Origin of the sequence: Micromonospora sp. HNM0581 (assembly GCF_012726175.1) — a bacterium.
Lineage (GTDB): Bacteria > Actinomycetota > Actinomycetes > Mycobacteriales > Micromonosporaceae > Micromonospora.
Genome location: NZ_JAASAD010000029.1, coordinates 1 through 21,561 on the forward strand (window position 1 = coordinate 1; position 21,561 = coordinate 21,561).

The window sequence follows — 21,561 nt, forward strand, 5'->3', positions numbered from 1 at the left end:
CTCCTTGGGTGCCTTGGGCTCCGGTGGCTCCTTGGAATCCTTGGAAGCCTTGTGGGCCGGTGGCGCCTTGGGCTCCTTGGGCGCCTTGGGCTCCGGTGTCGCCCTGTGCGCCTTGGGCTCCCTGGGCTCCGGTGTCGCCTTGCGCGCCTTGGGCGCCTTGGGCTCCGGTGTCGCCCTGTGCGCCTTGGGCTCCTTGGGCTCCGGTGGCTCCTTGGAATCCTTGGAAGCCTTGTGGGCCGGTGGCTCCTTGGGCGCCTTGGGCGCCTTGGGCTCCGGTGTCGCCTTGCGCGCCTTGGGCTCCGGTGTCGCCTTGCGCGCCTTGGGCTCCTTGGGTGCCTTGGGCTCCGGTGGCTCCTTGGAATCCTTGGAAGCCTTGTGGGCCGGTGGCGCCCTGTGCGCCGGTGTCGCCCTGTGGCCCCTGAGGACCGGGCTTTCCTTTGTGGGTCTTCGAGGGTTTGCGCCAGCGCCACTCGTCGTCGAAGCTCTGCCAACCGTGTGGGCCTGAGTCGGTGTCGTTCCACTCGTCCCAGCCGGCCCAGTCGCTCAGATCGGGTCCGGCGTCATCGTGCGAGAACGTCGTCGTCTGCCAGCGGGGTGCGAGCCCAGCAGGGCCTGGGGTGTTCGGAATCTGAGCGTTGAGGCTGCGTACGTGGGCGTGGGCTGGGTGTCCGGCGGTGGCGAGGCTGCCGGCGATACCTGCCACCAACAACATGCTTCCGAGACGGGCCGACTGGGCACGCTTGATCCGTCGACGAAACGGTCGGTTGTTACCCACTCAGACTCTCCTTGAACCCCCGTAGCGCGTACGCGCTGCTGCCTACGAATAACGCCGGGTGAAGCCGGCCATCGCTGGCATCGTAAGCACCCAAAAAGGACTAGATGCACTTAAGTAGCAAAAAGGACAAAGATGATGAGTGTTCGGAATGATGCTCGGAGGGCGACAGACGTGAATGAGGTTCTGGTGGTTGTCGGTGTCCGGGACAACCCCGCGAGCGGCGCAGCCCGGTGGCAACGGACGGCGAGCGTGGCAACCTCGAAATCGGACCTCTACTGAGCAAGCCAGTTGGGTACGAGGGAGACATGCGATCCTCTCGGCGACTATTCTCAGGAGTCCCCTCGTGATCGGAACCTGGCCGCTCCTTCCCAGCGTGATTGCCCTGTTCACCGCGCTGGCAGCGATCCTGTTCGCGGGTACGGCTCTGGTTCGGACGGCGGATGAACTGGCGGACCGGACCGGCATGGGCGAGGCGGTGGCGGGGGCCCTGCTGCTCGGCGCGGTGACCTCGTTGCCCGGCATCGCCACCACGGTCATCGGGTCAGTTCGGCAGGACGCCGAGTTCGCCCTCGCCAACCCGATCGGCGGTATCGCGGTGCAGACGGTCTGGCTGGCCATCGCCGACCTGCTCTATCGCCGCTCCAACATCGAGCACGCAGCAGCTTCTTTGGAGAACGTCCTGCAGGCAGTCGTCTTGGTGGCGTTGCTCTGCCTACCCGTGGTGGCGTACGCGACGCCAGAGCTGACCGTCCTCTGGGTGCATCCGGCGAGCCTGCTGATCCCGGTCATCTACCTGTACGGTCTGGTGCTGCTGCGTCGGCTCCGCCGGGAGCCGATGTGGTTCGCCCGGCGTACCACCGACACCCGTCAGGACGAGCCGGCGACCGAGACGTCCGGCATGAGCCTGCGCCGGTTGTGGTTCCGGCTCGCCGCGCTGGCGTCGGTCGTGGCCGCCACCGGCTACCTAATCGGGCAGGGTGGGCTCGGTGTGGTTGCCGCTTCCGGCCTGCCCAGCGGTTTCGTCGGCTTCACCCTCACGACCGCGATCACCTCGCTGCCGGAGCTGATCACCCTCATCGCGGCGGTCCGGATCGGGGCACTGACCCTAGGCATCGGCAACATTCTGGGAGGCAACGCCTTCGATTCGTTGATGATCTTTCTCGCTGACGCGACCTACCGGGACGGGTCGATCTACTCCGAGGCGAACCTGTCGGGGTTGCTGTTCACCGGCATGACCACGCTGATGACGGCCACGCTGACCGCCGGACTGTTGATCAGGGAACGTCGGGGCATCGGCTTCGAAGGGGCCGCCATCCCGCTCATCTACCTGGCCACCGTAGCCCTGTTGCTGCTACGGCCCGGCTGAGATCGATGGCGGGACGGCGGCCCGTCGCCTTCGCGAGGTAGTCACCAGCGGGTGTCCGTCACACGACGAGGACGATCTTTCCCTGAGTGTGGCCGCGCTCGGACTCCTGGTGCGCGTCAGCGATCTTCTCCAACGGGTAGGTGGCCGCCAGGTGCGGGGTGTACGCACCGCGGGTACCCAGCGCAGCGCCCTCGGCGAGGACCGTCGAGTCGTTCTCGGCGTAGAGGTGTCGCACGCCGAGTTGGTCGGCGCGAGCCGCGTCGGCAATGGTCACGACACGGTCCGGGTGGCCCGTGATGGCGACGAGGTCGGCTAGGGAGCCGGAGGCAGCCGCGTCGAAGGCCACGTCCACCCCGCCGGGCGCGAGGGCGCGGACCCGGTCGGCCAGCCCCTCGCCGTACGTCGTGGGGAGCGCGCCGAGGCTGCGGAGGAAGTCGTGCTTGCCGACGCTGGCGGTGCCGATGACGGTGGCGCCACGTGCTCGGGCCATCGCGACGGCGGCGCTCCCCACTCCTCCGGCGGCGGCCTCGACCAGCAGCGTGCGTCCGGACAGGTCGCCGAGCGCGTTGAGGCCCCGGCCGGCGGTGGCGACGGCCAGACCGGCGCCGGCGGCCTGCTCCAGGGTCCAGCGGTCGGGCACGGGCGCCCACGCGGTCAGCAAGGCGTACTCTGCGGAGGCGCCGAGGACGCCGCCGAGCCCGAAGACCTGGTCACCGATGGTCACCCCGGACACATCCGCGCCGACCTGGTCCACCACGCCGGCGGCGTCCCGACCGGGTACGGCGGGCAGGTCGACGGGGAAGGCGGCACGGAACGCGCCAGACCGCAGCTTCCAGTCGATCGGGTTCACGCTGGCCGCGGCGACCTTGATCCGGATCTCGCCCGGTCCGGCCTGGGGCTCGGGGATGTCCTCGATGACGAGTACCTCGGCGGGGCCGTAGTCGTGGTATCGGGCAGCACGCATGGTAACTCCGTTTCCGCTGACTTGCTTTCTGCGGAAAGTAACACTAGGTGGAGGTACTTTCCGCGGCAAGTGTATGACGAGTCACTTTCTGCGGAAAGTGTCGGCGTGTTAGGCTCCGCCCGTGCCGGCAGAACACGAGCTCGCGCCCGACCAGGCGGAGACCTGGGAATCCCTGCTCTCGGTGCTCCTGTGGCTGCCGTCAGCACTTGAGAAGCGGCTCAAGACGCAGGGCTTGAGCCACCCCGAGTTCCTGATCCTGTGGTGCCTCAGCCAGCACGGAGACCGCACCCACACGATGAGCTCGATCGCGGAGCTGTCCCGGGTCACCCCGTCGCATCTGTCCCGCATCGCATCCCGGCTGGAGCGTCAGGGCTGGCTGGTCCGTGAGCCGGACCCGGCGGACGCCCGCTACACGACCGCCAGGCTGACCCCGGCCGGGTCACGGAAGTACGCCGAGACAGCACCTGACTACTATGCAACGCTGCGTGAGCACCTCTTCGGCCAGATGACCGCGGAGCAGGAGCGGCAGCTCGGCGCCATCACGGCTCAGATCGCCAGCTCCCTCGACCCACGCGCCACCTGAAAGCCGAAGAACCTCCGAAGGCCGACCACAACCGGCAGCGGAACGAGTCGCCCGCCCGATGGCGACGTCACGTCGCCGCCCGCCGTACGACCTCCTCGTTCGCCAGCGGACTTCGTGGATGGTGACTCAGGCACATCGGAGCCTGCATCTTGACGAAACGGGCGCCCTCCACACCGGCGTAGAACTGACCGGCCCGCATCTTGCCGATGTCCGGCACATCGGTGCCCTTCGCCCGGGCAACGTCCCGAGCCGCCTCGATCTGCACCGGCACCGTCAGTAGGCCGAAGAACTGGGTGGCGGCGTTACCGGGGATCTGATTGTGCAGCGCCTTCGGCGCCTGGGTGGCGAAGACCAGGCCCAGTCCGTACTTTCGGGCCTGCGAGGTCAACGCCAGTGTGCTCTCCGTGCAGGGGGTGACTCCACCCGACGGGGCCAGAGTCTGGGCCTCGTCCATGACGAAGAGCCCACCCAGTGGTCTGTCGCCCGCCGGGTTCTGCTTGATCCAGGTGAAGAGGGCCAGTTGCAACTGGTTGACGAAGCTCTGGCGCTGATGATCCGCCGGCAGACCGACGAAACTGATCACCGAGATCCGCGCTCGTCGGCCGGGCGGCGGAGTGAGCAGTTCTCCAGGATCGACGGGAGTACCGAGACCACCGAACAGCGGATCGTCGATCATCGCGGCCTTGAGGAGTTGGGCCATTCCCGCCCCCAGCTTGGGCGCACCGTCGAGCTGACTCACCCCGTCGGGCAGATCGTTGAGCACGTCGGTGAACTCGCGTAGGTCGTTCGCCCCGGAACGGGCATAACTGATCAGCGCCTCGCGGAGCACAGCCCTGCCCAGCCGGGCCTTGTCCGTACCGCCGTTCACCCGGGCGTGCGGGGCGAGAGTGGCGACGGCGGCGTTCACGGCGGCAGTGAACCCGTCGGCGTCGTCCAGCACGTCGGCGAACCTCGGCAGCGGCTGGAAGCTCAGCGGTCGACCGTTCTGTCGTCCGGGCGTCCAGATCACCACGTCGGTACCCGACAGGTACGCCTCGGCGTGGCCGGTGTCGTCCGGCCCCCACCCGTCCGGCGGTGCCGGCCACGCCTCGCCGAGACGCGCGAGGTCGTTGTTCGGGTCGAGGACGATCGCCGAGACGCCTCGTAACGCGCATTCCTCGACGAGCCGGCGGATGAGGACGGTCTTGCCGGATCCGGAGCCGGCGAAGATGACCGTGTGTCGTCGCAGCGCCTCGACGTTGACCCGCACGGCATCCGGGCGGCCGGTGACCGTACCGACGGTCAGGAAGGTCGGATCGAGCCCGGCGACCGGCGTGGTGACGTCCTGAGGTGCCACCGGCACGGGCGGGGCCCCCGTCAGATGGGGCTGAGTGCCGGCAGCGTCCGGAGGCGTCGTCACCCGGGTCACGGTCGGTGTCGGCAGGGGCGCCGGTGGCTCGCACGCCGGCCCCGGCTCCGGTGCGGCTGACCGCTGCGGTGATCGACCCCCCAACGCCTCCCGCAGGCAGGTGATCTCCGACGCTGGTCGCCGGTCGGCGAACCACGGACGCAGCGTCTCCAGCCCGTACTGCTCGATGAGGCGTTCCAAGGCGATCATCCGGCAGATGTCCGCGGTGGGGAAGGAAATTCTCCGACCGCCCGCTCGTTCGAACGCCGCCAACACCTCGCGGGTACGGGCACCAGTCGACCAGTCCGCGCTGCGCAGCAGGAACAGTCGCCGCTTGGCGACTCCCTCGGTGAGGCCGGCAGCGGTGACGGCGTTGCGGATCCGGTTGAGCGCGGCGATGTGGTGCGACGCTGAGACCGCCCGGAACGACCAGTGCTCCTCGTCTTCGCTCTCGTCGTCGAGGCTGTGGCGTAATCGTGCGTGCAGGGCCGGTTTGCTACTGGCGGAGAGGGGGTCGAGGCTGAATGCCTCTACGGCACCTTCCTGCTCCGCTATCCACGCGGTCAGGCCGGCCCGCAGCAGCGACGGGACTCGGGCGTCCTCGAATTGCGGGTGCGCGACAAACTCCGGGTCGGCTTCGGCGACCAGACCGGCGTACCGAGTGTCGATCTTGCCGAAGTCGTTGTCCGAGTTGTGCGGCACTGCCGTTCGGGCAGGCAGGGCCGCTTCGGCCGGGAGGTGGTCGGTGGAGTGCAGCAGGTGTTCGAGTTCGGTCACCTCGCCGTCCGCCAGGCAGGCCCGGACATGTGCGTCGATGCGCCGGAGCAGCCCGCGGGGTGTGAAGCCGACGACCTCGTCGATCGCGGACTGGTGGACCGGCCAGGTCGGGTAGGGCGGCTGAAAACCGAGCTCATCGAAGATCAACGCGAACCGCTTCTCGATCAGCTCCCGCCCGATCTCCATGCTGGGGATCTCCTTGAGCGGAGCGGCCTCCCGGAACCGGTCCTGCACCGTGTCGGTGGCCTGTTCCTTGACGCTCTGCCAGGTCTGTGGCAGGCACGACACCACGGACAACGAACGTTTGGCGGTTTCCCGCAACGCCATCAGTCCGCTGGCAACCTGCTCCAACAACAACGACGTCTGCCAGTCCGTCTCACCCCGGACGTCCTGGTTGGTGGCCTTGACGGACTGGGCGACCATCAGGTCGATCTGGTCGACCGCGATCACCGTGGGCCCCACCATGGCCAGCAGCCGCGACACGTCGCGGACCACCTCCTGCGGGGCACGCCGGCTACGCCGCAGGCCCCACTCGGCCCGGGTACCGGGTTGCTCCTCCTCGGCGGAACAGAGGAAGTCGTAGCCGACGTCCTGGGTGTTCGGCGGCTCCGCGGCGTACAGCACGAGCGCTCGGGCGACGTCCTGACATTCGGTGCCGATCGGCCGGTCCACCTTACGGATCAGATCGACGAAGGCATCGAGGGCGCTACGCGTCAGTTCGGTTTCCCCCGTGACGGCTCGGCGTACCGCCCGTGGGGCGCCGATGCGCTCAGCCAGTTCGCGCAGGAACGTCCGTAGCTGCGTCGTTCCGTTCGGTGTCGGCCTGACCAGGTCGGCGAGGATCGACATGGCGGTGCTGTGCCAGAACGCACGGGCCTCCAGCAGAGCGACCAGGAAGAAGAACCCACCGCGCTGATGCACCTGCTGGCGGACCGTACCGAGCAGATGTGTCTTGCCGGTGCCCCGTTGACCCAGAATGGCGACGCCGACGGGGCTGGAGTCCGTGCTCTTCTCCGCTTCCAGGAAGCTGTCCAGCACCGTCGTGACCACGTCGCGGTGCAGGCCATCCACATGGAACGGAGCCGGCTTCCACACGTCGTCGGGTGTCGGAGCCCAGTTGAACCTCAGCGCCGCGAGGGCCTGCCGCTCCACGTCGGTCATCATGACGAGATGGCGATGAGGTGCTTGTCCTGATTGCCGACACTCACTGCCGCGGCCCGCTCCTCCGGCCGGAGTACCTTCTGGTTCGATTCGGGAACCAGGTGCACGTTGCGTTCCCGGTTGAGTTCGATCAGCGCGGCGTCGACCTCGGCGCGGGACAGGTCGCTGAGCGCCGAACGCAGGTCGGCGAGCATGACGTAGCTGCCAGGAGCGGCAGCGAGCTTCCGGTAGGCCTGCCGCACCAAGGCGACCGGATCGACCTGCTGGTCCTGCGGGGGGCCTGACTCCGCCGGCCCTACCCGGGGCGCGACGACGGCGCTACTGTTGATCTCCAGCCGGAAGAGGTCGTCCGCCCGGACACCGGATCGGTCGACGAGCTGGCGCAGGAAGTCGAGTACGACGTAGAGCGTCCCGCCAGCGCTGCCGGCACCCCTCGGAGGCTCCGACCCCATCTCCGTGGCAGCCCGTGACCAACCTTCGTCGGTCAACGTCAGGGTGATCGGCTTCTCGGTCACCTCGATCAGATCGAGCGACCGCAGCTTGCTGCGATGAGCGGGTGTCACGCCGATGCCGGCGACGTTCTTGAGGTACGTCTGGGGCAGCGATGTCGCCTTGACCATCAGTGTGATGAGAATGCACCGCTCAACGAGGGTGAGTTCCTTTTCCGACATGCGGATGCTCCTCTGCGGCACGCGTGTCATCGCCATCCGGAGGTGATGGCCGATGACTCGAAGGGGATGGCCGTGCTTGCGGGAACGGGGGCAGCCCGCGCCCGGGCCGATTCTGCCGACGGTGCGCGGTAAGCGCAAGGTCACGTCTTTCTTGGCGGAAAGCCGACAGTACGCCAAAGTAGATCTTCAATGGTCCTGCGTGGAGCCGCTGGATCACACGTCGGTACGGAACCTGGTCAGTCGATCAGGTTCCGGCCCGTTGCCAAGAAAGAGCGGCAGGGGCAGCATGGTTGACCTGCCGGAGGCACGGTAGCCATTCCGGTTTCGATTCCGCCCCTCTCAGGAACGCCAGCCACGGAGGCGACCGTGCAGTCTGAGGTAGTCCGTTACCAGGTCGACGAGACCACAGTCGCGCTCATCGAGGTGGAACCGCCGACCGGCTTCCAGCCGGCCGGAGCCGGCGATGTCGCCGGTTGGGTGCGGGAATCCGCCGCACCGGCTGTCGCGGCCGCCCAGGAATTGTTGGAGCAGGTGAAGGCAATCTCTCCCGACGCCGTCGAGGTCAAGTTCGGTATCAAGGCGACCGGCACCGCCAACTGGGTGGTCGCCAAGGCGACCGGCGAGGCGAACTTCGAGGTCACCCTCCACTGGCATACGGTCGGCCAGCCGGAAAACGGCCCGCGGTTACGGCGTTGACGGCCGGTGTCCCGTGAACATGGTCCCTGACGACAGTTCCTGGGCAGTCGCCCTCTACCGCGGAGATCAACATATTCCGGCCGGTGCCGGCGTCGTCGTCGACACGAACCTCGTCCTCACCTGTCACCATGTGGCATTCGCTGCCGACGGCACCTTTCACGACGACATCTCGGTGGCCTTTCCCCGCGCGTCCAAGGCCACCTACTTCGACCGGCGCCTGGTCCGTCAGTGCCTGCACGACGGTATGCGGACCGCCCACGTCGACCTCGTCCTGCTCGAACTCGCGGATCCGGTGCCGGCCACCGTCACACCGGCACGGTTGCGCTGCCTGAAGCCCCTGACGATGACGAGTCGTCCCTTCTGGGCATACGGCTATCCCGCTGGCGTGACCGGCGGCACCCCGGCCAGGGGCACCGTCACCGACAGCGGCGGATGGGGACTCGTCATGATCGACAGCGGCGAGGGTGGCGCGTTGAGCAGAGGTTTCAGCGGTGGAGCCCTCTGGTCCCCGGAGTACCAGGCGGTCGTCGGGGTCGTCGTCTCCGCCGACGGGCAGGGCAAGGGGCAGGCGGTCACGCTGCACCACGCTGACGCCCAGCTACCCGAGATGAAGCTCGGAGCGCTGTCGGCGTGGCGGGTCGAGGACGCCGACGACACCGCGCTCTCCGCCTGGGGATGGACGCTGAGCAGCGACGGCGAGGCCGGCCGCCACTGGCTGCCGAGAGCACGCGGCGTGGCAGTCGACACCGAGGGCGGGGCCCGCTTCCGCGGCCGGAGCACCGCCCTACGACACCTGGTGAACTGGATCGACCAGCCGGGGCCGGCCACCCGACCACTGATCGTCACCGGCTCTCCCGGCGTGGGTAAGTCAGCTGTCCTCGGCCGGATCGTCACCACCGCTGACCGGAAGATCGCCGCGTCCCTACCCGACGACGACGTCGCGGTCCGGGCAACACCCGACTCGGTCTCCTGCGCCGTGCACGCCAAAGGCAAGACCGCCCTCGAGGTGGCCGCCGAAATAGCCCGCGCGGTCGCCGTCGACCTGCCCAGCACACCGGCCGACCTGATCCCGGCGGTACGCGAACGGCTGGAACGGCGCCCGGCCCGATTCACACTCGTCATCGACGCCCTCGACGAGGCAGCCGATCCCGACCAGGCGAGGCGGGTGGTCGACGACATTCTGCGGTCGCTGGCCCGGGACTGCGGCCGGTACGGGGCCAGGGTGCTGGTAGGCACCCGACGTTCCGACGATCGAGGTGACCTGCTCGCCTGCTTCGGCAACGACGTGGAACTTGTCGATCTGGACACGCCGGAATACTTCGCCGAGTCAGATCTCGTCAACTACGCCCAGGCGACGTTAGCGCTACTCGGCTCCGAGCGCCCCGCCAATCCGTACGCCGACCCCGCCGTCGCCACCCCGCTGGCTCAACGGATCGCGATCCTGGCCAAGGGTAATTTCCTCGTCGCCGGCCTGGTGGCCAGAGCGCACGCGCTCCGGGACAGCGAACCGGTGGACCCGGAAACGGTATCGTTCACCGCGACCGTGGCGCACGCGCTGGACGCGTACCTCGCGGGACTGCCGGCGGCGGGTTCGGCATCCGCCCGTCTGGCACTGACCGCCCTGGCGTACGCCGAAACACCGGGACTGCCACTGCGCCTGTGGCAGGTTGCGGTGACGGCGCTCGGCGGGGCTGCCACCGAGGGTCAGCTGCGTAGCTTCGCCCGTACCTCGGCGGCGAATTTCCTGGTCGAGACGGGCGGTGGCACACAGCCCGCGTACCGTCTGTTCCACCAGGCACTCAACGATGCCCTGCTCGCCGATCGGGGCCCAGGACCTTCCCGCCGCACCGACCAGCACCGGCTGGTGTCCGCATGGACGCAACTGGCCCGCGTCGACGGATGGCACGCCGCCCCCGACTACCTGCTGCGCTCACTGCCCCAGCACGCAGTCCGCGCCGGGCTGGTCGAGGGCCTGCTCACCGACGAGAACTACCTGCGGCACGCCCACCTGGACCGGTTGCTGGCCGTCGTCGACACAGAACTGGGATCGATGACGCCACTGGGGTTGGCCCGGGCCAGACTGCTGCAACGCACGCCGCTGGCGGTGGCCGCGGACCCGGCCGAGCGGGCCGCGCTCTTCTCGGTCGTCGACCACATCTACGGCCTGGACAGCGCCATCGTGGCCGATTCGGCACCGTATCGTGCCCGATGGGCGCACACCCCGCCACGGCAGGAGCGCAGTGTGCTCGACGGGCACTCGCAGGCCGTCTACGACGTCGCCGCCGTCGAGATCGACGATCGGCGCCTGCTCGCCTCCGCCGGAGACGACGGCACCCTGCGGCTCTGGGATCCGTTGACGAACCAGGCCGAACAGGTCTTCACCTGTCACGACGACACCATCCGTAGCGTATGCGCGGTCCGGACCGGTGACGGTGCCGTGTTGATCGCCACCGCGAGCCACGACGGCACGCTCGGCCTGTGGGATCCCCGCACCGGTCGCCGCCGGCACGAACTGCGCGGACACGACGACTGGGTACGCAACGTCTGTGTGCTTCCGCTGCCCGACGGTGACCTGCTCGTGTCGGCCGGCGACGACCGGACGGTACGGGTGTGGGACCCGGTCACCGGCATTCAACGACACAGGTTGACCGGGCACACCGGCTGGGTGACGGCCGTGACGTACGTGCCGGCCGGCCGGCACCTGCTGGCATCGACCGGCTACGACAGTACGGTCCGGATCTGGGACCCGGACACCGGTGACCGCCCCGAGCTGATCCTCACCGGCCACACCGGCTGGGTGACCACCCTCTGCGCGGTCGCCACGCCTCAGGGCACGCTGCTCGCCTCGGCCGGGTACGACGGCACTGTCCGACTGTGGGAACCGCTGACCGGGCGGCCGGTCCACGTCCTCGAAACCGGCGGACCGCTGACCGATCTCTGCACCGTCGACGTGGAGGACGGTCGGCTGCTGGCGTCCACTGGCGAGGACGGGCTCATCCGCCTGTGGGATGTGTCGGACTGGTCGAGCCGGCCGAGTTTGCGAGGGCACACCACGTGGATCCGAGCGGTATGTGAGCTGCGTACCGCCAGGAACCGGATGTTGGCCACCGCCGGTGACGACGGGACGGTCCGGCTGTGGGACCCGACCGGCGGCCGACCGGACACCGTCGCCGCGCAGGACCGCTTCGGGCCGGTGAACGCCCTCTGCCACGTACCCGACCGGCGGTCGACGGTGGCAGCGGGCGGCTCCGACGGGCAGGTGCGCCTCTGGGACGCCGCAACCGGTGAGCAACTGCTCGAGTTCAAGACGGACGGTGGCGCCGTCAACGCGATGTGCGTGGTGACCGACGACGACGAGTCGTTCGTCTTCACCACCGGCGAGACGAACCTGATCGAGACCTGGGACACCCGCGACGGTGCACCCGTACGGGAGATGAGCGCACACTACGCCCCGGTGGCGGCAGTCTGCCCGATCACCGTCGGTGACGAGACCCTCGTCGCCTCGGCCGGCGACGATCAGGTCGTCAGGATCTGGGATCCACACACCGGCGCCGTACGGCGGGTGCTGCTCGGGCATGTCACCCGCGCCTGGGTGACCGCGCTGGCCACCGTCGACTGCACGGGTTTCGAGGCGCTCGCCTCCGCGGACAAGAGCGGAACCGTGATGCTGTGGGCAGACGGGGACACCCCGCTCTGGACCCAACAGGGCCACCAGGATTCGGTGAACGCGCTGTGCGGCGTAACGGTCGCGGGGCGACCAGCTCTGCTGTCAGGCAGCGCGGACAGCAGCATCCGGATGTGGGATGCCGAGCGGGGCCAGCCACTGCGGTGGTTGACCGGACACCGTGGCCCGGTCACCGGGCTGAGCGTGGTGGAGATCGATGGGCGAACCGCACTCGCCTCGACGAGCCGGGACCGTACCGTGCGGATCTGGGAGCTGACCACCGGTCGCCTGATCCGGACCATCCCCGTCTACCATCCGGCCCTCGCCTGCTGCACCGACGGTGACACCCTGCTGGTTGGTCTGGACCAGGGACTGCTGGCGCTCCGGATCACCGACTGACGCCCCCGCTCGGGCGGACCTCAACCCGAGGCGGATGATCGGGTAGCCTGATGTCCCTACGGGCCGTTAGCTCAATGGCAGAGCTGAGGACTTTTAATCCTTAGGTTCTGGGTTCGAGTCCCAGGCGGCCCACCGCGTAACATGATCTCGCTGTTGACCTGCGCTTCCATGGTTCGCATGACTGAAGCGTGGCCTGGTGTGTATAGCTTGAGCTATAGTTTGCCCGTGACCAATGGGCCGGCCAACCGCTGGGCGATCAGGACGACAGGCGAAGTCCGTGACTGGTTACGGGCCCTGCGTCGGACCGACCCGGCGGCGTACCGGTCGGTGAACGTGGCGATCGACATGCTCGCCGAGACCGGCCCGGGTCTGGGGCGTCCGCTGGTCGATACTCTTCGGGGTTCGAGTATCAGCAACCTCAAGGAGTTGCGGCCGAGATCCGGCCGCGACGTCGCTATCCGGCTTCTGTTCGTCTTTGATCCCTGGTCGCAGGCGGTGCTGTTGGTCGCCGGCAACAAGGCCGGAGACTGGACGCGGTGGTACGAGAACGCGATCCCGGTCGCCGAGGTTGCGTATGAGGGCTGGCTTGCCTTCGAGGAAACGGAGGGAGGGCTGATGGGCGACTTCCATGACTGGGACGACATCCGCGCGGAGCTGCACGACGGGGACGACGACGTGCTCGATGTGGAACGCGCCCGTACCGAGGCGTGGGTCAGCGCGTTCCACCTCGCCGAGGAGCGCAAGCGCCTCGGTCTCACCCAGCGGCAGGTGGCCGAGCTGATGGGAGTCACGCCCGGCCGGGTTAGCCAGATCGAGAACGGTGATCTGGAGGCCAACGAGGTGGCGACCCTCAGCCGGTACGCGCGAGCACTGGGTGCCCGGATGCGGATCATTTTTGACTACGGCAGTGACCTCCGTCAGATCGCCTGATCTCCGCCAGCCTCAGATGACATCGCGAACGGCGAGGCCAGTCGTTCCGGTGAACCGCACCGGCGGAACCTCGGGCAAGTCGAGGTCATCGGGCACCGCCCGGCACTCGTGACCTGGGCAAACTCAGTGGTAGCGGGTCACCGGCGATCGTGGCGGTGTGGTTCGCATGGTGGTACCTCCGGCCCACGTACTTCTCTGACCTGCAGTTCTTGGTCCGTGCCGCAGTCGTCATGCGAACCGGTTGATCGAGGGTTCGAGTTCTCCTGGCCAGCAAGCGAGACTGCATGCATAATGAATGCATGGTTGCTCTCCAGATTCGGGACGTGCCGGAAGAAGTGCGAGACGCCTTGGCGGCCCAGGCCAAGGCTCGTGGGCAGTCACTCCAGGCGTACCTGCTGGAGTTGGTGGAGACGCAGGCTCGACGGCTGCGCAACACGGCGGCCCTTGATCGCTTCGCCGGCCGATCGGACGGTGCTCGCTCCCTGCCGGGGGAGAGTGCCGCCGAGTTGAATGACCAGCGGGAGCAGCGCGGACTGTGGGGAAGCGCCGCGTGATCGTGGTGGATGCGTCGGTTCTGGCCGATGCCCTGGTCGATGACGGGCCGGTCGGCGACGCGGCGCGGGCGGAGTTGACCGGAGATTCGCACTGGGCCGCGCCGAGTCATCTTCTGGTCGAGGTCATGTCGGCGATCAGAGGCAAGGTCCTCGGTGGGAAGCTCGGCCTTGCTCGGGCTCAGGAGGCGATCGACACCCTGCCTTCGTTGGTCATCGACGAGGTTGGTGTCGCGACACTGCTTGATCGGATGTGGCAGTTGCGGGGCAATGTCACGGCGTACGACGCGGCCTATGTCGCGGCGGCGGAGTTGCTGGCCTGTCCACTCGTGACCGGTGATGGCCGGCTCGTCAAGGCCAACGGCGTGCGCTGCGAGATCCGGCTGATCGCGGCGTCTTGACGGTAGCCGCCCGAGGATCATCGGCCTGACGCCCTTGGGGCGGCGACCAACCTGAGTGGAAGCGACTCACCGACGACCGTCGCACTGCGGTTCGCATGGTGGTACCTCCGGCCCACCAACCTCACCATTGCGCGAACCGGTGGGTGTGGTGGTTGTGGCAGTGCCGGTGTCGTCGGTGACGACACCGGCTGCGGTGCCGGCGTTGGGGATCTTGAACACACGCCGCGATCGGCGCAAGCAGCAGTACTGGGCTTGCTTGCCGGCGGCGCAGCCGGGCTCACTGCCACCGCTCCTGCGGCTGCTTCCGGCACGTCCACGACGGTCTTCAACTGCTACACCCAGTGGTGGAACAGGCTTGGGCGCAGAAGTGCCCCTCACCGGACGCGAAGTACAGTGGTGCCTACTACTCAGGCGTCATGCTCGTACCAGACGGACAAGAGCATGAGAATGGCCTGTGGCGTGGGCAGCACCACCACCTACAGTGGCACCGACTGCACGTACAGCGCCAGTAACGGTTGGATCAGCTACGACTACAACTGATCAAAGCCAGCACTGAGGTGAAGGAGCGCGGGTCAGGGGCCCGCACTCCTTCACCTCATGTTCGTGAAATGAGAGTCTCTCCATGAGTGTCGTGCTCGATGCGCTGGCCCAAGGCTACGGAACGTCCACCGTCATCGACAATCTCAGTGTGACGTTGCGGCCGGGAATAACCGCGTTGCTGGGTCCTAACGGGGCGGGTAAGACGACCCTGCTCCGTACGTTGGCAACCGTCATGCCACCGCGGAACGGCGTGATACGCATCGACGAGATCGAGATAGACAGCGAGCGGTCGGCTCGCCGGGTTCGCGACCGGATCGGCTATCTGCCGCAGGACTTCGGCTTCGACCCGCAGATGAAGGTTGCCGACTTCGTGACATATGCGGCCTGGATGCGCGGCGTGCCGGCGGCTCAGTGGCGACGAGCGGTCGATGAAGCGTTAGAAATGGTTGACCTCACCGATCGGCGGAAGTCAAGGATGCGCAGCCTGTCCGGCGGCATGCGCAGGCGTGCCGGCATCGCCTGGGCGATCGTGGGGCGACCGCGACTGGTGCTGCTGGATGAGCCCACGGTTGGTCTGGACCCGCGCCAGCGGCTGCAATTCCGGAAGATCATCTCAGGGCTCGGTGACACGGTCGTGGTGCTCAGCACCCACCTCATCGACGATGTCGGAGCAGTGTGCGACCGGGTGATCGTGATGCACGGCGGAGCGGCCAGGTTCGACGGCACGGTCGCTGAGCTGGAGGCCCTGGACCACGACGGCCTCCCCGGTCACTCTCCGCTGGAACGGGCGTACATGCACCTGCTGCCCGAGGGAGAGCAGGAACTGTGAGTACGGTATGGCTACACGTGCGGAACTCCCCGATCCGCTGGGCACTGCCGGTGCTCGTCGTCGTCGACCTGGCGGTGCTGTTCCTGCGGAACCGATACTGGATCGGCGTCTGGCCTGAGACCGGTGCCGCCGCGCAGGTGCCCGCGTATCTGCTGGGAATTGTCGGAGCGGGGGCGGCGGCCTGGTCGGCGGGCGCGCCGCAGCGGCACGGGCTGGAGGAACAGCTGAGGGCCGCGCGGGTCCAGCCGGTGGTTTCGGAAGCTCACCGCCTTCACGCGACCGTCATCGTCCTGCTGATCCCCTATCTGATCGGTCAGGCGGCGGCTTTCGCCGTTACCGCCCGGACGCTCCCGCCGGGCGTGCACCTCTGGCTGGGATACCTCCTGCTCGGTCTATTCGCAATTCTGCTCTCGGTTGCACTGGGATGGGCGTGCGGCCAACTGTTCGGGCCCGTTTTCGCAGCTCTCGCGGCGGCATTGGGATTCCTGTTTCTGACTGCGTTGCTGGACCGGGTGGGGTTCGTCGTGATCTCTGGTCGGCCCGAGGTGGCGGTTGATCCATTGCCGTTGGCGTTGCGGCTGGGGTCGGTCGTGGCCCTGTTGTTGGTCCTGCTGTGGCTGTCCGTCGCAGGTGTCTCGGGACGGGCTAGGCGGAGGGCATGGGTGCTGGTCCCTGCGATTCTGCCGCTCGTCGCGGTCATGTTCAGCACCAACGTGGTGGCCGACCGGAAGCCACCGGGGAACAAGGTGACCTGTGTCCAGGGGTCGACGGCCCTGTGCATCTGGCCCGAACATGAGAAGTACCTGCCCCAGATACGCGCCCTCAGTGCGCGTATCGACCTGCTGCCCGGCGCCTTCGTCCGGCCGCCGCGGATCAATGAGGTCGGCCTCCTGAAGACCCGATACATCGGGCCGGACGGGAAGGAATACCTCGGCTATGAGGAGGGGCCGCCGATCTTCTACATCCTTGAGGGCAGTCCATGGTCCTATGCTGGTGACATAGGGACCGCGATCACCGCATCGACCTTCGGATTCCAGGACATTCAGGCCTGCGACTGGCAGAAAGTCACCTCATCGGACGAGCCCCGACTCTGGGCCGTCGGCGCGTGGCTGGAGGCGTTCCTGGCCGGCGGGGGTAGCCTCGACTACCACACCAACGCTCCTGCACAGATGCAGCAGGCATGGGCCAAGGGACGGGCGGTCGCTGGCAACCCGTCCCGTGCCGATCAGTTCCGGTGGGCTGAAGGCGAGGTGAACGATCTTCGTGGGCGTTACTGTCAGCCGGGACGCTGAGGTGTCCGGACAGACGGTCCCGGTCCGGTTGTTTCTCACGGTCAGGCCGGCCCGGACCGTGCTGGCGGTCGCAGTTCTTCTGGGCGCACTCACCGCCTGGTTCGGTCTGATCGAAACGCCAATACCTACAGCAGTCGAAGAGGGCAAGGCGACCATCCCCTTGTGGCGCATGCTCACCATGGGCGTCGCCATAATGCCGGTTCTCGCGTTGCACAGCCCGCTTGCCAGCCTGGAACTGGTAGCCACCCGACGGCTTCGTTCCATGCAGCGGCTCTACCTCGCCGGCCTAGGTATCGGCTCGGCGGTGATCTTCTTGGGCATCTGTACGTGGGTTATGCAGCCGGAGATGGTCGGAGTCATCGCGCGGTCGTGGATCGCCTGGTTCGGGCTGGCCCTGGCCGCAGGAGCAACCATGGGATGGCGGCTTGCCTGGACACTGCCGTCGCTAGTGGCCATCGTGCTGTCCTACTGGGGATACACCGGGAACCAGCAATACCGGTGGTGGGAGTTCAGCGCTCGGCCACACGACGATCTACCCAGCCTCATCCTGAGCGCCACACTGCTTGCCATGGGCCTAATCGTGTACGCGGCGACACCATGGCGTCGCCGCCGCTGGAGACGCTGGCGCCCCTGAAGCCCCATGAACTCTGTGCTGCCACTCTGTTCCTGCTGGGCATTCGTCGTTTATCAGGCTGCGAAAGCGAGTTCCAGGCGTGGGAGGTGGCTGGTGCGGCGGAGTCGAGGACCTCACCGTTCCACCAGGCGTCGAGGCGGATGAGGTTGAGCGCGGTGGCTTTGACGGTGTGGTCGAGGGTGGTCTTGGCCAGTCCGCGGTAGCGGGCCCGGCGGGTGTGCTGGTCCCGGTCAGCCGCCGCACGATGTTCGCCGTTGACGCCCACAGGGTGCGTGACACCGAGGATTCGGGTCGGCTCTCGTATTCGCGCACCAGGCGGCGGTGCAGCATCAGCGTGCCGTTGACCTGCTCGACTATCCACCGTTTACGGATCGGCACGAACCTGGGTTTGGTGTCGGATCGTTTGACGACCTCGACCTCGACGTCGACCCCGAGGACGGCGCCGTGCAGCGCGAGGTCCTGTTTGAACCCGGCGTCGACCCAGGCGCGGCTCACCGTCGGGTGTGTTCGACGACCTTGTCGAGCAGCCGGATGCCGATGGCGTTGTCGGTGACCGACGCCGCGGTCACCACGACCGCGATGACCAACCCCAGCGCGTCCACGGCCGGGCCCCTCTTACGCCCCGACACCTTCTTCCCGGCGTCCTTGCCGGTCGTCGCGGCCGGGACGTGGTTCGCCGCCCGGATCGACTGGGTGTCCAACACCACCGCGCTCGGATCCTCCCGACGACCCACCTTCTCCCGAGCCTGGCAGCGCAGCAGATCGTGGATCACCTGGTCGGTGCCGTCGTCGCGCCACAGGGCGAAGTAGTAGTAAGTGGCCGACTTCGGCGGCAGGTCGTGCGGCAGGTACGCCCACTGACAGCGGGTCCGGTTCTGGTAGAAGATCGCGTTCACGATCTCCCGCAGGTCGTAGTCACCCTCACGGCCCGACACCGACACCGCGACCCGCTTGGCCTTCCACGCGTTCAGGAACGGTCCAATCAACGCCCACTGCTCGTCGGTGACATAACCCTCGATGCAGTCACCGCTTGCCGCAACGCCGGCGTGAGAACGAGCGTCACCAGCAGCGACGCGATCGCCATGACACTCATCGCCGCACCTGTCGGCATGAACTGTGCAACAAGACCAGCGATCGTTGCACCTACCGCCTGCATGGTGAACAAACCGGACGTGTGCAGCCCGAGCGCCTGGCCCCGCATGTCGTCCGGGATGAGCGCGATGAGGAGGTCCTGCAACAGCAACCCCGCGCTGAACCCCGCGGCGGCAACCGCCAGGAGGAGCGCCGCGACTGGCACCGGCAGAGGAAGTACGAAGAGGAGAATCGGAGCCGCCAGGAGCAAGCGCAGCGGGGTGACCAGACGTGACCGTAGCCGTCTGGGCACGAACCGGCCCACGATGGTGTCGCCGGCCAGCATCCCCAGCGCCGTGGCCATGAACAGCACACCGGCAGACGCCGGTGCGTACGGCACATAGAGTGCCTGGCACCCCACGATCAGCCCGTTCGGGACCCAGAGCGCGAGGTAGATGTGGCGACGGGCGGGCAAGGACCACAGTTGGCGGTTGACCCGCCAGGTTTCGCGAACTGACGGTCGTCCGGTGGCACGTGGTGCGCGGGCGGTGAGACCGAACCGCACGATGGCCGCTCCGACGAGGTAGAGACCGGCGCTCACCAGCAACGCCTGCCGGGGCGACAGGACAGCGATCAGGGCGCCGCCGAGGGCGTACCCGATGATCTGCATAACCCCGACCAGCATGTTGAAGACGGAGCGGGCGAGGATGTAGGCATCGTCCGGCACGATTTCCCCCAGCAGGCCCCAGCGCACCCCGCCGGTCACCGAGTTGACCAGGCCGAGACTGAAGATGATCAGGAACATCGCCAGGAGCGGCATTCATGGTGCGGCCAGGCTGAGCGTGCCCACCGCAAACAGGAGCGCAACCGCGACCAGCGCGGTCCGTGGCGGTAGTCGGTCTGCCGCGGAGAGCAAGGTGGTGGCGCCTACCACCTGGGCGAAGGAGGAGCCGAACAGAGCCAGAGCGGCCAGCAACGGCGAGCCAGTCGCCGCGTAGACCAGCGTGCTGAGCGCTAGTCCGCTGGCCATCGTCGCAGCGATCTGCACGGCGCTGGCCGTGAGGAGCGACCGGAAATCCGGGATCCGGAACAACTCACCATACGTACGCATGACCGGCAGTCTCGATCTCCTGAAAGAGGGAAGCTAGAGTTTCGCAAGGAGGCGAAACATGGGTGTGTGGCAGATCGGTACGGACACCCTGGCACAGAGCCGGTTCACCGTGTCCGCCCTCGCCGAGACCATCGCGAACCTCCACATCCTGGACGGGCGGGCGGCGGCCCCCGGACGACGGGCTCACTCCCGTGCCCAGATCGCCGCCTACCGAGAACGGCTCGCCGCCGATCCGGTGGTCGCCCTGTTTGTCCGGAACGTAGTCAAGGCGAATTGGATGCCTGACTTCATGAGCCCGCCGCCGAGCCCGGAGGATCGGACCTTCCACGACGAGCTCCGATCGGTTCGCCAGACGCCCGCCGTGGTCGCCCTCGCCGAAGTGGCTAATGCTTTGGGCGGCTCGGTCCCTCCGGCGCTGGCCGTACCGGACCTGCCGGACCGGGTCGCCGACCTGACCCAGTGGGTGTGGAGCCACACCGTCCGGCCGTACTGGCCGAGCCGACGGCGGATCTTCGAGGCCGACATCGTGTCCCGAACCCAACAGATCAGCGTTGGAGGTTGGGCCGCCGCGCTGAGCGGCATGCGGCAGGGAATGCGCTGGCTGGGCGACGGACGACTACAGATCAACACGTACGAGCACCCGCCACGCGACCTCGCCGACGCGCAGCTGCTGTTCATACCGACCACGGCACAACGCGGCTGGGTGGCTTGGGACCAGCCGCACCGGTACGCGGTGGTGTACCCCTGCGCCGGTCTGTTCGTCGAAGCCGGACAGACCATGGCGCCCCGCGCACTCGGTGCGCTCCTCGGCCCGGTCCGGGCCGGTCTGCTCAACCAGTTGGACACACCGAAGAGCACCACCCAGCTCGTCGCCCTGAGCGGCTATGGACTGGGTACGGTGGGCCGCCACCTCAAGATCCTGCTCGACGCGCGGCTGGTCCACCGTCGCCGCTCCGGGCGGTCCGTCCTCTACTACCGGACCTCCACCGGCGACCAGCTCGTCCGTGTCCAGACGGAAACCGACCCGTCCTCGGGCAGACGATCCGACCACTGACCGGCGGCCCTCACTGGACGCGGCCGACGGAGCGCGCTACGAGCCGCCCCGGCCGAAGACGGCCAGCGCCTGCCGTACCGCGTGCGCGAACATGTCCGGGTCGCCGTGGCAGATCCCGGACCGGCGGGGATGATTGACCACGACGTCAGTGAAACCCAACTCGTGGCAGCGACCTACCACGTCGACGAAACGCTCGACCGAGCCGTACGGATCCGGCATCGCCCTGCTCACGTTGACAAGTCTGCCGATCCGCTTCGGATCGCGCCCGGCCTGCTCACACGCGGCGGTCAGCTGCCCGACCTGACGCCGGAGCATCTCCCACCCGTCCGCCTCGGACCGCTCACCCGGTCGACCAGCGTCCCCGATCGTCACCCAGGTCTCGGCGAACCTGGCGGCCAAGCGGAAGCCCCGCGGTCCACTGGCCGCGAGCGCGAACGGGACCCGCGGACGTTGCACGCAACCCGGCACCATGTCCGCCTCCACCGCCCGGTAGTAGGCCCCGTGGAAGGTGGTGGGCGGTTACCGTCGACGGGAATCGCGACATCCTCGGGATCTGGGCCGGCGACGGCGGTGAAGGTGCCGATCACTGGCTGCACGTGCTCACCGAGCTGAAGAACCGCGGCGTCGCCGACGTGTTGATGCTCGTCTGCGACGGGCTCAAGGGCCTGCCGGACGCCGTCGCGACGGTCTGGCCGCGCACGATCG

At 67.7% G+C, this 21,561-nt stretch carries 17 protein-coding genes, 1 tRNA gene and 3 pseudogenes; 14 read left to right on the forward strand and 7 right to left on the reverse strand.

Annotated elements, in window-relative coordinates:
• Positions 1 to 1,118: 1,118 nt before the first annotated feature.
• Positions 1,119 to 2,141, forward strand: a complete 1,023-nt coding sequence (locus HCA58_RS22135) for a sodium:calcium symporter (RefSeq protein WP_346776081.1) — start codon at positions 1,119 to 1,121, stop codon at positions 2,139 to 2,141.
• Positions 2,142 to 2,199: 58 nt separating this feature from the next.
• Here HCA58_RS22135 and HCA58_RS22140 read toward each other — a convergent pair whose 3' ends face one another.
• Positions 2,200 to 3,105 (reverse strand): NADP-dependent oxidoreductase, encoded by a 906-nt coding sequence (locus HCA58_RS22140; protein ID WP_169599882.1) that lies wholly within the window; start codon positions 3,103 to 3,105, stop codon positions 2,200 to 2,202.
• Positions 3,106 to 3,226: 121 nt separating this feature from the next.
• Here HCA58_RS22140 and HCA58_RS22145 point away from each other — a divergent pair, with 121 nt between their 5' ends.
• On the forward strand, positions 3,227 to 3,688 hold the full coding sequence (locus HCA58_RS22145; RefSeq protein WP_169599884.1) for a MarR family transcriptional regulator: 462 nt from the start codon (positions 3,227 to 3,229) through the stop codon (positions 3,686 to 3,688).
• A gap of 67 nt (positions 3,689 to 3,755) precedes the next feature.
• Here HCA58_RS22145 and HCA58_RS22150 read toward each other — a convergent pair whose 3' ends face one another.
• On the reverse strand, positions 3,756 to 7,016 hold the full coding sequence (locus HCA58_RS22150) for a DUF87 domain-containing protein (protein ID WP_205809421.1): 3,261 nt from the start codon (positions 7,014 to 7,016) through the stop codon (positions 3,756 to 3,758).
• Complete coding sequence (locus HCA58_RS22155; RefSeq protein ID WP_169599886.1) at positions 7,013 to 7,684, reverse strand: hypothetical protein; 672 nt, start codon at positions 7,682 to 7,684, stop codon at positions 7,013 to 7,015. Before HCA58_RS22155 ends, HCA58_RS22150 begins: the two co-directional genes overlap by 4 nt.
• A gap of 366 nt (positions 7,685 to 8,050) precedes the next feature.
• Here HCA58_RS22155 and HCA58_RS22160 point away from each other — a divergent pair, with 366 nt between their 5' ends.
• From HCA58_RS22160 to HCA58_RS22205, 10 genes and pseudogenes are all read left to right on the forward strand, one after another.
• A complete protein-coding gene (locus HCA58_RS22160; protein ID WP_169599888.1) occupies positions 8,051 to 8,380 on the forward strand; it encodes a CU044_2847 family protein in 330 nt (109 codons plus the stop codon).
• A 19-nt stretch (positions 8,381 to 8,399) separates the two neighbouring features.
• The gene (locus HCA58_RS22165; protein ID WP_169599905.1) at positions 8,400 to 12,443 is read left to right on the forward strand and encodes an AAA family ATPase; all 4,044 of its coding nucleotides are present in this window, start codon (positions 8,400 to 8,402) and stop codon (positions 12,441 to 12,443) included.
• Between the two features lie 60 nt (positions 12,444 to 12,503).
• A tRNA-Lys gene (locus tag HCA58_RS22170) sits at positions 12,504 to 12,575 on the forward strand.
• 93 nt (positions 12,576 to 12,668) lie between these two features.
• Positions 12,669 to 13,031, forward strand: a pseudogene (locus tag HCA58_RS22175) (type II toxin-antitoxin system RelE/ParE family toxin); the annotation flags it as partial.
• 27 nt (positions 13,032 to 13,058) lie between these two features.
• Positions 13,059 to 13,373: a helix-turn-helix transcriptional regulator gene (locus HCA58_RS22180; protein WP_169599907.1), complete on the forward strand. Its 315-nt coding sequence runs from the start codon at positions 13,059 to 13,061 to the stop codon at positions 13,371 to 13,373.
• 299 nt (positions 13,374 to 13,672) lie between these two features.
• On the forward strand, positions 13,673 to 13,927 hold the full coding sequence (locus tag HCA58_RS22185) for a hypothetical protein (protein ID WP_169599890.1): 255 nt from the start codon (positions 13,673 to 13,675) through the stop codon (positions 13,925 to 13,927).
• Complete coding sequence (locus HCA58_RS22190) at positions 13,909 to 14,325, forward strand: type II toxin-antitoxin system VapC family toxin (RefSeq protein ID WP_169599891.1); 417 nt, start codon at positions 13,909 to 13,911, stop codon at positions 14,323 to 14,325. The genes HCA58_RS22185 and HCA58_RS22190 overlap by 19 nt, the downstream gene beginning before the upstream one ends.
• A gap of 622 nt (positions 14,326 to 14,947) precedes the next feature.
• On the forward strand, positions 14,948 to 15,694 hold the full coding sequence (locus HCA58_RS22195) for an ATP-binding cassette domain-containing protein (RefSeq protein ID WP_169599892.1): 747 nt from the start codon (positions 14,948 to 14,950) through the stop codon (positions 15,692 to 15,694).
• Positions 15,695 to 15,711: 17 nt separating this feature from the next.
• Complete coding sequence (locus HCA58_RS22200; RefSeq protein ID WP_346776082.1) at positions 15,712 to 16,986, forward strand: hypothetical protein; 1,275 nt, start codon at positions 15,712 to 15,714, stop codon at positions 16,984 to 16,986.
• Position 16,987: 1 nt separating this feature from the next.
• Entirely contained in the window at positions 16,988 to 17,620 is a 633-nt protein-coding gene (locus HCA58_RS22205; protein ID WP_346776083.1) for a hypothetical protein, read from the forward strand.
• Positions 17,621 to 17,830: 210 nt separating this feature from the next.
• Here the strand turns inward: HCA58_RS22205 and HCA58_RS24125 are convergent.
• The 3 genes and pseudogenes from HCA58_RS24125 to HCA58_RS22220 form a co-directional block, all read right to left on the reverse strand.
• A pseudogene (locus HCA58_RS24125) lies at positions 17,831 to 18,639 on the reverse strand (IS5 family transposase); the annotation flags it as partial.
• Positions 18,603 to 19,496, reverse strand: coding sequence for an MFS transporter (locus tag HCA58_RS22215; RefSeq protein ID WP_169599880.1), 894 nt, complete (start codon positions 19,494 to 19,496; stop codon positions 18,603 to 18,605). The gene HCA58_RS22215 and the pseudogene HCA58_RS24125, both read right to left, overlap by 37 nt.
• 15 nt (positions 19,497 to 19,511) lie before the next feature.
• The gene (locus HCA58_RS22220) at positions 19,512 to 19,802 is read right to left on the reverse strand and encodes a hypothetical protein (protein WP_169599895.1); all 291 of its coding nucleotides are present in this window, start codon (positions 19,800 to 19,802) and stop codon (positions 19,512 to 19,514) included.
• Positions 19,803 to 19,860: 58 nt separating this feature from the next.
• Between HCA58_RS22220 and HCA58_RS22225 the strand changes: the two genes are divergently transcribed.
• The gene (locus tag HCA58_RS22225; RefSeq protein ID WP_169599897.1) at positions 19,861 to 20,856 is read left to right on the forward strand and encodes a winged helix-turn-helix domain-containing protein; all 996 of its coding nucleotides are present in this window, start codon (positions 19,861 to 19,863) and stop codon (positions 20,854 to 20,856) included.
• Between the two features lie 36 nt (positions 20,857 to 20,892).
• Here HCA58_RS22225 and HCA58_RS22230 read toward each other — a convergent pair whose 3' ends face one another.
• Positions 20,893 to 21,312, reverse strand: a complete 420-nt coding sequence (locus HCA58_RS22230) for a hypothetical protein (protein WP_346776084.1) — start codon at positions 21,310 to 21,312, stop codon at positions 20,893 to 20,895.
• 53 nt (positions 21,313 to 21,365) lie between these two features.
• On the opposite strand from HCA58_RS22230, the pseudogene HCA58_RS22235 reads away from it, so the two are divergent.
• Positions 21,366 to 21,561 (forward strand): annotated as a pseudogene (locus HCA58_RS22235) (transposase); the annotation flags it as partial.

Excerpts from the sequence above, each read along its gene's own strand:
- HCA58_RS22225 (WP_169599897.1), top strand. The coding sequence starts at position 19,861 with ATGGGTGTGTGGCAGATCGGTACGGACACCCTGGCACAGAGCCGGTTC.
- HCA58_RS22185 (WP_169599890.1), top strand. The coding sequence starts at position 13,673 with ATGGTTGCTCTCCAGATTCGGGACGTGCCGGAAGAAGTGCGAGACGCC.
- HCA58_RS22215 (WP_169599880.1), bottom strand. The coding sequence starts at position 19,496 with ATGTTCCTGATCATCTTCAGTCTCGGCCTGGTCAACTCGGTGACCGGC.
- HCA58_RS22165 (WP_169599905.1), top strand. The coding sequence starts at position 8,400 with ATGGTCCCTGACGACAGTTCCTGGGCAGTCGCCCTCTACCGCGGAGAT.
- HCA58_RS22140 (WP_169599882.1), bottom strand. The coding sequence starts at position 3,105 with ATGCGTGCTGCCCGATACCACGACTACGGCCCCGCCGAGGTACTCGTC.
- HCA58_RS22180 (WP_169599907.1), top strand. The coding sequence starts at position 13,059 with ATGGGCGACTTCCATGACTGGGACGACATCCGCGCGGAGCTGCACGAC.
- HCA58_RS22150 (WP_205809421.1), bottom strand. The coding sequence starts at position 7,016 with ATGATGACCGACGTGGAGCGGCAGGCCCTCGCGGCGCTGAGGTTCAAC.
- HCA58_RS22155 (WP_169599886.1), bottom strand. The coding sequence starts at position 7,684 with ATGTCGGAAAAGGAACTCACCCTCGTTGAGCGGTGCATTCTCATCACA.
- HCA58_RS22195 (WP_169599892.1), top strand. The coding sequence starts at position 14,948 with ATGAGTGTCGTGCTCGATGCGCTGGCCCAAGGCTACGGAACGTCCACC.
- HCA58_RS22220 (WP_169599895.1), bottom strand. The coding sequence starts at position 19,802 with ATGCGTACGTATGGTGAGTTGTTCCGGATCCCGGATTTCCGGTCGCTC.